Genomic DNA, 15,171 nt, shown 5'->3' on the forward strand with positions numbered 1-15,171 from the left:
TATCAAAACTCCTATATTTTATATGGAAGGATGCACACATTCCATTTGAAATAGGTGAGAACAATATGTATGCAGTTCATTTTTTTGAAAAAAAGAATCTGTTATTAAGTCAGTTTCTAAACAGTGTTCCAACCGAGGGAGAAGACGTAAAAATTAAAGGCCGCAAAGCAAAAGTCACCAGTATTACAAACGTGGATGAAAAAGTTGTTCATGTGCAAGTGGTGGTAGAAGTCGTTAAGAAAAGTAAATTTGTGGTCGATAATGCCAAAAAGAAAAAGCGATAAATAAAGCAGTGGATTTCATGTTGAAGTCCACTGCTTTCTGCGTTTAATATCCTTTTGAAATATCAACAAGATTGATAGATGGAGTTTTACCTGAAATATACTCCTTTAAATTAGGGATTAAGATGTTTTCGACCACACGCTCCGTGTAAAACTCAGTAGAGCCTGATGTGTGTGGGGTTATAATGACGTTTTCCATTTCCCAGAACGGACTATCCGTATGTAATGGCTCTGTTTCAAATACATCCAGACCGGCACCAGCAATGGTTCCCCCCTGTAATGCCTCGACAAGCTCCTCTTCCACAACGATTTCTCCACGGCCGATATTAATAAAAAAGGCGCTTGATTTCATTTGCTTAAACTGCCCAGCCCCAAATAAATGATGAGTTTTCTTTGTATGTGGCAGTGTTATAACGACATAATCACACTTTGGCAGCAGCAAATTTAATTGGTCTGGGGTATACATTTCGTCCACATTGTCAGCCTGCTTCCCGGAGTGCCTGACACCAAGAACCTTCATCCCAAAGGCTTTGGCTATTTTCGCTGTCTCTTTTCCAATTTCCCCCACACCAATAATTCCAATCGTTTTCTCGTGCATTTCTAATCCCATATGGGCGTGGTGCCACGTATGCGCTTGTTGGTTTTTTACGTAGGTATGGATTTTTCGGGTTAAGCCAAGCATTAAGGCAAAAATGGTTTCGGAAATGGGATAGGCGTGAACACCATTCGCGCTTGTTAAGGTAATATTTTTCGATTGTATGGTTTCAAGTGGCAAGGAATCGACCCCGGCACTCCAGGTTTGCAGCCATTTTAGGTTGGAATGAGGTGTGAGGCAATGTTCCTCCAGGCCATTCTTCCAGCCGGCAATGATTTCAGCATCCTTGGCATGCTTTTGATAGATTTCTTTATCTTTGCTAACAATTAGTTCCCAATCGGGGATAACTGATTCTATTTGTTCGATATACTTTTGATCAAGATTGTGAGTGATGAGCATCTTTTTCATAATCTATCATTCCTCCAGTCCGTATAGTTAACTTTATTTTAATAATAATAGGGAGTTAAGGAAAGGCATAAAAATGGTTAGCTTCCAGAAAAAAAGGTTAAGTCCTCCTTGAGGGGACCTAACCTTATTGCTTAAGGCGACCATAATGTTAAATCATTCTTCTTCTTCGAGCCTGCTGAAATATCGTAGCTGCGAATCCAGCAAGAAGGAATCCAAGACCTAGGATCATATAGTTGTACATAGGAGATGCGGTATTTGGCAGCTTGTTTCCAGTAGTTACAACAGAAGTTTTTACGGTTGTTGGTGCTGGAGTATTCGTTGTTGGTGCCGGCTTGCTGGTATCCGCAGGTTTTGGATTGCTCGTATCCGTTTGAGTCGGGTCTGGAGTATTCCCAGGATTAGGAACAACATCATCTGTTTTAATATTTTCAATCTTGATGGTCTTAACAGACTTGGCACCTTTACTATCTCTGACATAAACAGTGTAGGTTCCATTTTTTGTTACTTGGAACTTGTTTTCAATAATAGTAGTACCCGTCCCAACTTCTGCAAAATCAGCAACCGTCTTTTCGCCTTCTAGCCATTGCATCGCAAGAGCTTTCTTAGTAGTGGTGGTAACAGTGATAGTCACGGGATCCTTAGTAGTTTCTGTCGTAGATGGGGTTAAGTCAACAGTGATTTCTCCAGGAACTTGTGCAGCGAGTACTCCGGTAGCTAAGCTGGCCAAAACCTTTTGTCCTTCTTCATTGGGATGGACGTCACCATTTGGGAAAATATAATTTGCTTGTTTACCTTTAAAAGCAGAATAGGCATCGGCATATAGCGATTTTGTTTGAGCAGCTATACCTTGGAATCCTGGGTTCACCAAAGGAAGAAATTGTTCCCCAACGGGATAAAGCGCTGCTAAGGTACTCGAAAACGGATTGTAAATATTGTAAATGATGATTTGAGCATCGGTATTTTGTGATTTAATAGTACCGATAATTAATCCTAAGTTTGAAAATAGGTTAGTTGAAATATCATTAATAGTTTTACTGAAAGCTACTGGGTCAATTGGCGTTGTAGGATTACCAATTATAGCTTTTATGTCTTTATTTTGTAAGAAGTCATTGCTTCCAATATCCAATGTAATAACATCAGCATGATGAATTGCTGCTAGATTTTCAGGTTTTTGTATTTCTGTTAACAATTGTCCTGAAGTCCAGCCCCCACCGCTAATGTTTTTTCCAACAACATAATTCCCATCCCCAATTAAATATGGAAAGGCCTTTTGGGATTGATGTGCGTTAGTAGGATCGGTTGCCTTTTCAAGGTTCCATCCATATGTAATCGAATCCCCCAGTGAAACTAGATTTGGCCTGACATCAGTTTCAGCAGAAGCCAATGATGAGAAGCATGTACTTATAATCAACATAAATGCAAATAAAATAGATAGTCGTTTGAATTTCAAATTAATTACCCTCCTACTATGTAATTTTTCCTACAAATTCTATTATAATATCCTAGATTTTGAATATTCAATAAATATCATTCTACAAAATATGCAAAAGGACCTGAGAGAAAAGACTTAGTTAGTTTGGTAAAGGCTAACATTGATAATGGCCAAGATTTAGGGGATAAAGTAGTTTCTAAGAAAAAGGTCGGCATCTTATTTTAATTGAGGGGAGTCAGCCTTTTTTACTGTCCAATTTTTGAGCATTTTTATTAAAGACTGTCCAACCCGTATACATGGGAAAAAGGAAACTATAAGAATATCTGAGATCATTGCTATGATATCAATTGGCATAATTCTTGCAATTTAGTATTAGAAAATAATATGAGGGGGACGAATTTATGAAATTACAAGAATGTCTTGCTGTTGTGACAGGTGGTGCATCAGGACTTGGTGAGGCTACAGTCCGCACTATTGTCCAAAATGGGGGCAAAGCCGTCATCTTTGACCAATCAGAAGAAAACGGTATGCGGCTTCAAAACGAATTAGGGAAGGATACATTATTTTTAAAAGCTGATGTAACAAAGGAAGAGGATATTCAAGAAGCGGTTAATAAAGCTGCTGAATTTATGGGGGGAGTCAATACGGTTGTGAATTGCGCTGGGATTGGTATTGCTGAGAAGGTACTTGGTCGCAATGGCGCACATAACTTAGCACTTTTTTCAAAGGTGATCAATGTGAATTTAATCGGCACCTTCAACGTGATTCGTTTGGCAGCTGAGAAAATGGTGGGTAATGAAGTAAATGATCAAAACGAGCGAGGTGTTATTATCAATACAGCTTCGGTTGCAGCCTATGATGGACAAATCGGCCAGGCTGCATACAGTGCATCCAAAGGGGGGATTGTCGGAATGACCCTGCCGATTGCAAGAGAGCTGGCTCGTTATGGAATTCGTGTGATGACCATCGCCCCAGGACTTTTCCATACACCAATGTTTGATACCCTTCCGCAGGAAGCAAGAGATTCACTTGGAAAAATGGTGCCGTTCCCTTCAAGGCTTGGTTATCCAAACGAGTATGCGCAGCTCGCCCAAAGTATTATTGAAAATCCGATGTTGAACGGAGAAACCATCAGACTCGATGGTGCAATCCGCATGCAGCCAAAATAAAAGTCAAAAAAGGGAGAGCGATGGCTTTCCCTTTTTCTTTTTATATGGATAGGTGTTGATACAAGCCTAATTCTCCCTTCAAACGGAGGATCATATCTAGAAGTAAATATATTACTAAAAATTAATAAATAAAAAAATACGAATATATACAATTGAGGTATTTTAAAAGTTTATTATGCCAAGGAATAGTTTAGTGATTAATTATCAGAAAAAATAAAATATTACTTGAAAGCCCTTTCTATGGATGCTATTATTTTATTGTATCTAGTAAATAATTTAGTGAATTATGGGCAATTTTTTATTGGGGTTACCATTTGAAAGATAAAGAGGGTTAATAGATGGCTACAATTAGGGATATCGCGGACAAGTCTAAAGTATCTGCATCTACTGTTTCAAGGGTCTTGAATAATGATGATACGATTACTGTCCAGCCTGGAACCAGAGAACGTATTCTCCAGGTTGCGAAAGAGCTTGGATACGAGACGATTGTTGAACGACGAATGAAGCAAAAGCAACAGGCAATAGGAAAAGAATTAAGTGTAGGAATTGTACTATGCCAATCTCTGGATGAAGAGATTAGTGACCCATATTTTTTATCCATCCGCCAAGGCATTGAAATGGAGCTGGCAAGGTTTGGAATTAATACGGCGACGTTTCGGTTAAATGAAACAGAAGCTAATCAAATGATTGATGGGCTAGATGGCTTGATTGTCGTTGGGAGAATTAAAGAGACGGCGTTGAAATCTATCAGTAAAGTAGAGGATGTTGTTTATATTAATCATTCACCAAACGAGGACCTATATGACGCGGTTGTGATTGATTTTGAAAAAGCTACAGAAAAGGTTTTGAAATATCTACTAGATACCGGCTACAAACGAATTGGCTATATTGGGGGGAAAGAAGTAGATCATATCAGAAATAAGAAATTCAATTCGGAGGATAAACGTCACACCACTTTTGAGCGGTTCATGAAAGACAAAGAGTTGTTTGATCCTGAGGTCGTATTTATTGGTGAGTATACGATGGTCCAGGGCTATGAATTAATGAAGCAGGCGATTGGTGCGGGCAAACTTCCCGAGGCATTTTTTATTGCTAGTGATCCAATGGCAATTGGTGCCTTACGGGCTTTACAGGAAGCTAATCTTAAGGTTCCCGAAGATATAGCTGTCATCGGATTTGATGATATTGAAGCAGCAAAATTCACCAGTACACCTTTGACGACAATCAGAGTGCATACCAGGGAGATGGGGAGAATAGGGGTAAAACTTTTACTAGACCGTCTTAACGGCAGAGATATTCCATTAACTGTAAAGGTATCAACGGAATTGGTGGTCAGGGAAAGCTGCAGGAGAAAGTAGTTAAAATAGAATTGTAGTCTTTTAGGAGGTGGTTTTTGGAAAAGCGAATGATAGATTTCTCATTGGTAATAGCCCTCCCGGCACAGCAATAATGCTAGTACCAGGATTGAAAAGTGACTGCCATCACTTCAATAAGGGCTACAAACAGTTAACTCCACCATCGACAGGGAGCTACCTTTTATTATATAGATGCTCCCGAATACCATCAAGAGGACTAACTCATTTATTGGGTAAAAGTACCCAGTGTTATTCTGAAAATATATTGAGGGGGCGTTTTGATGAAAAAACTGTTAAAAACGGTGGCCATTGCGGCTGCATTAACAACGATTGTAACAGGATGTAATAAAGCTGCAGGCAGTAAGGAAGCAAAAGATGATAAGACGGTTGTAACCTTGTATTCGACTGTGACCAATGAAGCAGATAAAGTAACACTGCAGAAAGTGGTTGAAAAGTTTGAGAAGGAAAATCCTGATATTGATATAAAAGAAAATTATCCAGCTGATGGCTATGAAGGAATGTTACGGGTAAAAATGGCTGCCAATGATATGCCAGACTTATTTGATACCCATGGTTGGGCCATCAACCGATATGGGGAGTACGTAGAAGATCTAAAGAATATGGACTGGGTAAAGGATCTAGACCCAGCACTTGACCAAATCTTAAAAGACGAAACCGGCAAAGTCTACGCCTATCCTCTCAACCAAGCAAAAGACGGACTCACATATAATGCTAGTCTATTAAAGGAATATGGAATTGAGCCGCCAACGACATTCGATGAATTCATGGCAGCATTAGAAACTATTAAGAAGATAGGCAAAGGAGAAGTGACTCCACTCTGGTTCGCTGGCTCAGATAAATCAGCGTTTGGGCAGTATTTTGATCAATTTGCAACACCATTATTAATTACAGCTAATAAAAATTTCCAAATGGAACTACTTGATGGAACCTTTGATTGGTCTAATTATACGTATCTACCAGAAAAACTAAAGGAAATGCATGATAAGAAACTTCTAAATGAAGATGTCTTGACTGCCCAGAACCATCAGATGGTTGACTTAATGGCCCAAAATAAAATTGGCTTTATCGTTGGTGGAGGCTTGCTCGGTCCTTCCGTAGAGGAACTGAATCCGAAAGTGAAGCTTGGTGTAGTCCCGATGCCTGTTATCCACGAAGGAGATAAGCCAAGCTGGATTGGCGGCGAGCGTCATACATTAGCGGTATGGAAGGATTCAAAAGTGAAAAAAGAGGCGAAAAAGTTTATCGAGTTTATCTCTCAGCCTAAAATGGTAAAGGAAATTGCGGAAGGAACTTCATTGCCGGCAGGTTTAACGAATACAGAATCGAAAAACTATTACTCTGAATACTACGAAAAGTATAAAGACGTTAAGGTAGAGCCTTACTTTGACCGTGTCTATTTACCGAGCGGAATGTGGGATCCAATGGGAGGAACAGGGCAGGAGTTGCTTTCTGGAAAGATGTCACCAGAACAGGTTTCGGAAAAAATGGCTGAAGAATATAAGAGACTGCTAGAACAGAAGAAGTGATCCATAGAGTGATGAAGTGAGATGGATGGAGGGGAATGTGATTATCCCCTCCTATTCTACAACTTATTAGCCATAACTAGGAGGCGATGACCTTGATCGGAGTGGAAACAAGAAAGGAAACGATTGCCGACCCATCCGTAAAGGTAGAAAAAAGGCTTAGAAAGCGGCAAGGGTCCTCGCTTTGGTGGATGTATCTTCCAGCTCTCGCTGCTGTCTGCTTTTTTATCCTTTACCCATTTATCAACGGCATAAAAATTTCCTTTACAAACTGGAATGGTTTTTCTCAGACTTATGACTATATTGGGCTGGATCAATATACCAGGATGTTTAAAGACCCTGACACCTGGCTTGTTGTGAAAAACACCCTACTATATGGAATTGGCAGTACAGTTCTCCAAAACATAATGGGGCTCGGATATGCTCTATTGTTGAACCAAAGCATTCGAATGAAGTCTTTTACCAGGACGGTTGTTTACCTGCCTGTCATTATCAGTCCGCTCATCATGGGGTACATATTTTATTTCTTCTTTGCGTTTCAAGGCGGAGCACTCAACGATCTACTGGTCTCGTTGGGACTTACGAAAATCAATGCATTAGGAGATCCTTCAATTAATACTTGGCTGATTGTTTTCGTCAACACCTACCAGTTTGTTGGGATCGCAATGATCATTTATCTCGCAGGTTTGCAAAGTATTTCAAAAGACTTCTATGAAGCAGCGCAAATTGACGGGGCTTCTTCCTTTCAGCAATTTAAAAGGATTACGCTCCCAATGTTAATGCCGTCTATCACCATTAACATGGTTATTAATATCATCGGCGGCTTGAAGTTATTCGATGTGATAATTTCGCTTACAGGCGGAGGACCTGGAAATGCCTCACAATCCATGTCCACCTTTATGTATGACCTGTATTTTAACCGCCAGGATGCCGGATATGCCGCGACACAGGGAGTGTTTATGGCGGTAATCATTTTAATTCTAAGCCTGTCCGCGCTTGTGTACTTCAAACGGAAGGAGATAGAAGCATAATGGACTATATGAATAACAGGAAAAAGTGGGTTCTATCCACAATCGCTCTTTTGGTTGCAGCCTTTCATTTAATTCCTTTCTATATCCTGATTACTACGGCGTTTAAAGCAAGAGGTGACTTTAGCTCCAAATGGGTTTTTCCAGAGAAGTTGGCATTTGAAAACTTTTCAGAGGCCTGGGAAACGGCGAATCTGGGAAGTGCGCTTACTAATACAACAATTATTACGTTTTTTTCAGCCCTGCTGTTAGTCATCTTTGGATCAATGGCTGCCTATCCGCTTGCAAGAAGGCAAACCAGGCTGAATAAGTTTGTGTTCATGTTATTTGTTGCCGTCATGGTGATTCCGCCATTAACGGCATTAGTACCATTGTATAAGCTTGTGGTCGATATCGGGATGATGAATACGCATGAAATTGCCATTCTTAATAATGTTGCGTCATTCCTGCCGTTAACGATTTTCCTGTATTCGGGATTTATTCGTTCCACGATCCCAAAGGAATTGGAAGAAGCAGCAGAAATCGACGGCGCCAGTACACTCGGAATCTTCTTTAGGATCGTATTTCCGCTTTTGAAGCCTGTTACAGCATCGATACTGATTATTGCTTGTGTTTTCATTTGGAACGACTATCAATTTGCAATTTTCTTCCTTCAGGCAGAGGAAGTCAAAACGATCACTGTTGCTTTAGCTGGATTTTTTGGAGAAAATGCCAACCGAATGAATCTGGTTGCGGCTGCAGCTATCATGGCTGTCCTACCAATGGCTGTCCTCTTCCTATTGTTGCAAAAGCACTTTGTTAAAGGGTTATCTTCTGGCTCGGTTAAAGGATAAGTTTTTTCAAAAATAATTTCTTATATTGGAGGATCATTCATTATGGCTAAAATTACATTTCTTGGAGCAGGAAGCACCGTTTTTGCAAAAAATGTACTAGGTGATTGCATGTTCGTTGATGCTTTAGATGGATTTGAGTTTGCGTTATTTGATATTGATGAACAGAGGTTACGAGATTCTGAGCAGATGCTGAAAAATTTAAAGGAAAGCCTAGGCAAAAACATTAAGATCAAAGCGTATCTGGAACGAAAAGAAGCGCTAAGAGGTGCAAAATATGTAATCAACGCAATTCAGGTGGGAGGCTATAAGCCGAGTACTGTAATCGACTTTGAAATTCCAAAAAAGTATGGTTTAAGACAAACTATTGCCGATACGGTAGGAATCGGAGGAATATTCCGTAACCTGCGTACAATCCCTGTCATGCTTGAGTTTGCAAAGGATATGGAAGAAGTGTGTCCTGATGCACTATTCATGAATTATACAAATCCAATGGCCGTTTTGACAGGTGTGATGAACCGCTATACCAATATTAAAACAATTGGCTTATGCCACAGTGTCCAAGTTTGTACTAAAGAATTATTTGAGGCAATAGGAATGGACCCGACAGGTGTGAAGGAAAAAATCGCAGGCATCAATCATATGGCCTGGCTGCTTGAGGTAAGTAAAGATGGAGTAGATTTGTATCCTGAGATTAAGAGGAGAGCAAGGGAAAAACAAAAGACGAAGCATGGGGATATGGTCCGGTTCGAGCTTATGGATAAGTTCGGCTATTATATAACGGAATCATCTGAACATAACGCCGAATATCATCCATATTTTATTAAATCCAGATACCCTGAACTCATTGATAAATTTAATATACCGCTTGATGAATACCCGCGCCGTTGTGAGAAGCAAATCAACGATTGGACGGCGATGAGGGAGGATCTGGTTCATAATAAATCATTGGATCATATGCGTTCTAGAGAATATGGTTCACGTATTATTGAAGCAATCGAGACGAATGTTCCATTTAAATTTGGCGGTAATGTCCTAAATACGGGCAGACTCATTAGCAATCTTCCGGAGAAAGCGTGTGTAGAGGTGCCTTGTATAGCGGATCGCAGTGGAATCGTACCAACATATGTAGGTGACCTTCCTGAACAACTTGCTGCGTTAAACCGCACCAATATCAATACCCAATTGCTGACAATAGAAGCAGCGATGACTTTGAATAAGGAATATATTTACCAGGCAGCCATGCTTGACCCGCATACGGCTGCGGAGTTATCAATGGATGATATCATCTCCTTATGTGATGACTTAATTGAAGCACATGGAGATTATCTGCCGAAGTTTACTAGTGAAAGAGTTACAACTGTCAGATCCTAAATAGAAATACAAATAAGTACTAGTCTGGATAAACAAAGAAGGGTTTAATTGCCCTTCTTTGTCCCTTTTAAATTCATCCTCCTAAAAACAAATCAATGATATTCGAGGCCGTTGAGGATTTCTTGTTATAAAACTCCGAATAGCCACATTTCTTGCAAAAAACTACCGTAAATTTGTTGTGTTGAATATCCAACATTTTTGTAAGCCCCGTTCCAGTCATCGCCACATCTTTCGTACCAGTTTCACTGCTGCCACATTTTATACAGCCTTTTTCGCTCATCAAATCACCCCTCAATAAATTCTCTCTTCATACCTATTAGTAAAGTGTTTAAAAGTTTCTCATTTTAATTTTTATATTGTTAAAATATTCAAAAAGATTCTAGATTTTTGCTACAATAGAGATATGTGAAAAGTAGGGAGTGAAGACATGCTCCAATTTAAGGATATTATTACACCAGTTGATTTTATCGTTACTGAAGAAACGACACTTAGAGAAGCCATTACCTTAATGCATAAAAAGAAGTGGAACCTTCTTCCTGTTACAGATGCAAGCGGCCATCCAGTTGGTGTTTTTACTCGCAGCAGCCTCCAGCAAATGGTAATAGAAGAAACACCACTAACCACATCAATTAAAAAATACATAAAGAGACAGGTTGAAAAGATAAGTGTTGATACACCGTATGACAAAATTGAAGAGATAGTCAAAGAAAGTAAGGTTGGAACCGGGGTGGTCACCGATAAACAGAATCGTGTTGTTGGGATCCTGACGAAAACGGATATGGTGATGTCATTGCTGCAAACTTCACAAGAACTGCAAACGATCAAAAAATTAAAGAGGACATTAGAAACAGCGATTGACCATGCCTTCGATGGAATCGTCATGACTGATGAAAAGAGAGTCATCACGATGGTCAGTCCACCGCTCTTGGAATTATTTAACCTTCCTGAAGATCAGGTGCTGTTCAAGCAGGCGGCCCGTGTATTGCCACAACTTAAGCTAGAAAACGTTTATGAATCAGAAACAGCCGAGGTTAGCGGCTTTTTAGAAATCAATGGGATTAAATATATCGTTCACCGCATCCCCATCCTTGGAGATGGAAAAGTCATCGGGGCAATTGGAAAGGTAGTTTTCCGCCAATTAAATGAGGTAAGCGAGTTATTCAATAAGCTGCAAAAGGCAGAAAATAAAGCGAACTTTTACCACCAGCAATACCAGAAATCAGAAACAGCCCGGTACACCTGGGAGCATATTTTTAGCACAGATCCAATCATGGAAAAGTTGAAGAAGAGCGGAGCGAAGGCGGCGAAAGGAAGGTCAACCGTGCTGATCCGCGGCGAAAGCGGTACAGGGAAAGAGCTGTTTGCTCACGCCATACATAACAGCAGTGCGAGAAGCTCGGGGAAGTTTGTCGTCGTAAATTGTGCCGCTATTCCTGAAGATTTGCTAGAATCAGAGTTTTTTGGCTATGAAGAAGGGGCGTTTACCGGTGCTAAACAAAAAGGTAAACTTGGGAAATTTGATCTGGCCAACGGTGGGACACTTTTTCTCGATGAGATTGGTGACATGTCCCTAACCTTGCAAGCCAAGCTGCTTCGGGTACTTCAAGAACGAGAATTCTACCGGGTTGGCGGTACAACAAAGATAAAAGTAGATGTCCGAATTATTGCGGCAACGAACAGACATTTAGAAGAAATGGTCAAGGAAAGCCTTTTTAGGGAGGACTTATATTATCGTCTTAACGTCATATCGCTTCATATTCCGCCGCTGCGCGATCGTCCATATGATGTCGACCATTTAATTGGTCAGTTTATGATTGAATTTAATCAAATTTTAGGTACAAGTATTACAGGGATCGAGGAGCAAGCAAGAGAAGTACTGCTGAGCTATGAATGGCCGGGAAACATCCGTGAATTACGAAATGTAATGGAACGGGCGATGACATTTTCCGAAACTGGAAAAATTAGATACGAGGATTTGCCGGATTATTTACTTAAGCAGGTTCCGCTTAGAGAACCAGCCGTTCATGTATCAATGGTCGAAAATGCTGAACTCGAGGCAATCAAAAAAGCGCTTGCACAGGTACAGGGAAATAAAGTCCAAGCCGCTAGATTACTAGGAATCAGCCGTTCGGGTTTATATGAAAAAATTAAGAAATACAATCTACCAACATAGTTGTTTACCTGTCCAGTAATCGGACACCTAAATACCTACAGTGTGTAGACAATAATCATCTAATGTCCTATACGGCTGCAGTTAAGCTATGTTTTCTCCTTTCGCAATATTGGCATAATAATTGCATGATTCATAGAGAATCTTTTTTTAAAAAAAGGGAGGATCTAAATATGAATATTGGAAGTCTCTTATCTCAGAGTGCCCGAAAGTTTCCAGAGCTACTAGCAATCGAGTGTGAAGGCAGAAGCTACACATATCGCGGGTTTAATGAAGAAGTAAACAAGCTTGCTCACGGACTTCTGCAGCGAGGCGTGAACAAAGGTGACAAGCTTGCGATCATGATGAAGAATTCGGATCACTTTGTCTTTACCTTTTTTGCTGCTGCTAAAATCGGTGCTGTGGCAGTCCCAGTGAACTTCCGATTAACTGCTACAGAGGTTCAATACATTTTAGACCAGTCAGATGCAGCCATTGTGGTGTGCGATAAGGAATTTGAACAAATTATTGTCGAAGCGAAAAAGGATACTGCTGTCCGTATGGTCATTACAGTTGGTGAGCCGGAAACAGTAGGTTTCGATTCCTATGAAAAAGTTCTAGCGGATTGTACTGAAGAGCCCGATATTGACGTTTCTGAAAAAGATGATGTCGAGATTTTGTACACTTCGGGGACAACAGGACGTCCAAAGGGAGCCCTTTTTGATCATAGTCAAATTTTTAAAGTTGGCATTTCCGTTGTTATTAATATGGAGATATGCCAGCACGAGCGCATCCTTCATTTAGCGCCACTGTTCCACTCGGCACAATTAAACCTGTTCCTTATTTCTGGAGTTGCCCTTGGCGCGACCCATATTATCCATCGTGATTTCCACCCGGTTAAAACACTGCAAGCGATCCAAGAACATAAAATTACCCATCTATTTGCCGTACCAGCTATGTATAACTTCTTGCTTCAAGTCCCGAATGCCGATGATTACGATCTAACTTCTATTAAGAGGGTTGGGTACGGAGCTGCACCAATGGCTCCGGAACTTGTGAAAAAAAGCATGCGGCTGTTTAAAACCGATCAATTTTATAATCTTTGTGGCTTGACCGAAGCGGGGCCAGGTGGAATTCTCCTGGATCCAGAGGGACATAAGCTACATCTTGGCAAGGGCGGAAAACCAATCTTCATGACTGAAACACGGGTTGTGAATGAAGAGGGTAAGGATGTATTACCTGGGGTGATTGGTGAATTTATTGTCCGCAGTCCGATGGTGATGAAGGAATATTATAAAAAGCCGGAGGAAACGAAGAGCACGTTGAAGGGTGGCTGGCTTTATACAGGTGACTTGGCAACGATTGACGACGAAGGCTATATCACGTTAGTTGACCGGAAAAAAGACATGATAATCTCGGGTGGGGAAAATGTTTACTCTGTTGAGGTAGAGGGGGTTCTTTTTGAACATCCAGCTATCCTTGATGCGGCTATTATCGGGTTACCGGATGAGGTATGGGGCGAGGCAGTCTGTGCGATCATTGTACCAAAGGAGGGCGCTGTGATTGATGAACAGGAATTACGAAGCTTCTGCCGTGAGAAATTAGCAGGTTATAAGGTTCCTAGAAGGATTTTTATTGAGGAACAGCTGCCACGGAATGCCTCCGGGAAAATTCTAAAATATCAATTACGACAAAAAATGAATCAGATGAGTAATGATAGGACTTAATGTAAGCACTTTTAATAGAAAGTGGGGAAATGATATATGAAACATCCATATTTAAACGAAGATCATGAAATTTTTCGGCAATCGTTAAGAAAGTTTTTGGAAAAAGAAGCATATCCCTTTTATGAACAATGGGAAGAAGACCGGATGATTCCTCGGTCATTTTGGACGAAGATGGGGGAGCAAGGTTTCTTATGCCCTGATATTGATGAAAAGTATGGTGGCAGTGAGGTTGATTGGGGATTTGCTGTTGTTATTAATGAGGAGCTTGAACGCGTAGGTTCTGGACTAATTGGTATCGGGCTTCACAATGATATCGTTGTTCCTTACATTACCGCCTATGGGACGGAAGAACAAAAACAGCGTTGGCTGCCAAAGTGTGTCACCGGCGAAATCATTACGGCGATTGCGATGACGGAGCCTGGAACAGGCTCCGACCTTGCCAACATCAAAACAACTGCCCGGCTTGAGGGTGATCACTATATCGTCAATGGTCAAAAGACGTTCATCACAAACGGGATCCAATCCGACCTTGTGGTGGTTGCAGTTAAGACCGACACGCAAGCAGTGCCAAAGCATAAAGGGGTCAGCCTGCTAGTGATTGAAAGGGGCACTCCTGGTTTCTCCAGAGGCAGAAAGTTGAATAAAGTGGGGCTTCACTGTCAGGATACGGCGGAATTGATTTTTGAAGACTGCCGGGTCCCAAAGGAAAATTTACTTGGCCAGGAAGGAAAGGGCTTCCTTTATTTAATGGAAAAACTCCAACAGGAACGGCTTCTTGTCGCGATTGGGGCGCAAACGGCATCGGAAGTGATGTTGAAAATGACTCTTGACTACGTAAAAAGTCGTGAAGCATTTGGCAAGCCTATTGGTCAGTTCCAAAATACCCAGTTTAAAATTGTCGAAATGGCTACCGACATTGAAATGAGCAGAGCCTTCCTCGATCAATTAATTGCCGAACATATTGAAGGAAAAAATGTTGTGACAAAAGTGTCAATGGCCAAATGGAAATTAACTGACATCGCAAAGAAGATTGCGGCTGAATGCATGCAGCTCCATGGCGGCTATGGATATATGGAAGAATACGAGATTGCGAGACGATTCCGTGATATTCCAGTCTCCAGTGTATACGCCGGTACAAATGAAATTATGAAAACGATTATTGCTAAAAATATGGGATTATAGGAAAAGCGAAAAGCGACTGTTTATCGGCGTATGGCCTGGAGCGCTCCAACTGAGATAAAGGAAACACGGTGAACATAGTGAACCGATGTTGACTTAT

General features: G+C 40.8%; 13 protein-coding genes. 10 read left to right on the top strand and 3 right to left on the bottom strand.

The features are described 5' to 3' along the window. Nucleotides 1–65: 65 nt before the first annotated feature. On the top strand, nt 66–284 hold the full coding sequence (locus tag G6554_RS17735) for a hypothetical protein (protein WP_166244276.1): 219 nt from the start codon (nt 66–68) through the stop codon (nt 282–284). Nucleotides 285–327: 43 nt separating this feature from the next. Here G6554_RS17735 and G6554_RS17740 read toward each other — a convergent pair whose 3' ends face one another. Next, nucleotides 328–1,284 carry a D-2-hydroxyacid dehydrogenase gene (locus G6554_RS17740; protein ID WP_166244278.1) on the bottom strand — a complete coding sequence of 319 codons (957 nt, stop codon included), beginning with the start codon at nt 1,282–1,284 and terminating at the stop codon, nt 328–330. A gap of 148 nt (nt 1,285–1,432) precedes the next feature. Further along, a complete protein-coding gene (locus G6554_RS17745) occupies nt 1,433–2,734 on the bottom strand; it encodes an SGNH/GDSL hydrolase family protein (protein WP_166244280.1) in 1,302 nt (433 codons plus the stop codon). Nucleotides 2,735–3,117: 383 nt separating this feature from the next. On the opposite strand from G6554_RS17745, the gene G6554_RS17750 reads away from it, so the two are divergent. From G6554_RS17750 to melA, 6 genes are all read left to right on the top strand, one after another. Beyond that, entirely contained in the window at nt 3,118–3,885 is a 768-nt protein-coding gene (locus G6554_RS17750) for a 3-hydroxyacyl-CoA dehydrogenase (protein WP_166244282.1), read from the top strand. A gap of 338 nt (nt 3,886–4,223) precedes the next feature. Beyond that, nucleotides 4,224–5,243, top strand: coding sequence for a LacI family DNA-binding transcriptional regulator (locus tag G6554_RS17755; protein ID WP_166244284.1), 1,020 nt, complete (start codon nt 4,224–4,226; stop codon nt 5,241–5,243). Between the two features lie 278 nt (nt 5,244–5,521). After that, complete coding sequence (locus tag G6554_RS17760) at nt 5,522–6,787, top strand: ABC transporter substrate-binding protein (RefSeq protein WP_166244286.1); 1,266 nt, start codon at nt 5,522–5,524, stop codon at nt 6,785–6,787. A gap of 188 nt (nt 6,788–6,975) precedes the next feature. Continuing rightward, nucleotides 6,976–7,815, top strand: coding sequence for a carbohydrate ABC transporter permease (locus G6554_RS17765; protein WP_242637765.1), 840 nt, complete (start codon nt 6,976–6,978; stop codon nt 7,813–7,815). Next, nucleotides 7,815–8,645 (top strand): carbohydrate ABC transporter permease, encoded by an 831-nt coding sequence (locus G6554_RS17770; RefSeq protein WP_166244290.1) that lies wholly within the window; start codon nt 7,815–7,817, stop codon nt 8,643–8,645. The genes G6554_RS17765 and G6554_RS17770 overlap by 1 nt, the downstream gene beginning before the upstream one ends. A 42-nt stretch (nt 8,646–8,687) precedes the next feature. Then, complete coding sequence (gene melA, locus G6554_RS17775) at nt 8,688–10,016, top strand: alpha-glucosidase/alpha-galactosidase (protein ID WP_166244292.1); 1,329 nt, start codon at nt 8,688–8,690, stop codon at nt 10,014–10,016. A 73-nt stretch (nt 10,017–10,089) separates the two neighbouring features. Here melA and G6554_RS17780 read toward each other — a convergent pair whose 3' ends face one another. After that, complete coding sequence (locus tag G6554_RS17780) at nt 10,090–10,296, bottom strand: zinc ribbon domain-containing protein (RefSeq protein WP_166244294.1); 207 nt, start codon at nt 10,294–10,296, stop codon at nt 10,090–10,092. 147 nt (nt 10,297–10,443) lie between these two features. Between G6554_RS17780 and G6554_RS17785 the strand changes: the two genes are divergently transcribed. From G6554_RS17785 to G6554_RS17795, 3 genes are all read left to right on the top strand, one after another. Beyond that, nucleotides 10,444–12,189, top strand: a complete 1,746-nt coding sequence (locus G6554_RS17785) for a sigma-54-dependent Fis family transcriptional regulator (RefSeq protein WP_166244296.1) — start codon at nt 10,444–10,446, stop codon at nt 12,187–12,189. Nucleotides 12,190–12,359: 170 nt separating this feature from the next. Next, nucleotides 12,360–13,892 (top strand): acyl-CoA synthetase, encoded by a 1,533-nt coding sequence (locus G6554_RS17790; RefSeq protein ID WP_166244298.1) that lies wholly within the window; start codon nt 12,360–12,362, stop codon nt 13,890–13,892. 36 nt (nt 13,893–13,928) lie between these two features. Then, nucleotides 13,929–15,074 carry an acyl-CoA dehydrogenase family protein gene (locus G6554_RS17795; protein WP_166244300.1) on the top strand — a complete coding sequence of 382 codons (1,146 nt, stop codon included), beginning with the start codon at nt 13,929–13,931 and terminating at the stop codon, nt 15,072–15,074. The last annotated feature ends 97 nt before the right edge of the window (nt 15,075–15,171 follow it).

This window comes from Bacillus sp. MM2020_4 (assembly GCF_011250555.1).
Lineage (GTDB): Bacteria > Bacillota > Bacilli > Bacillales > Cytobacillaceae > Neobacillus.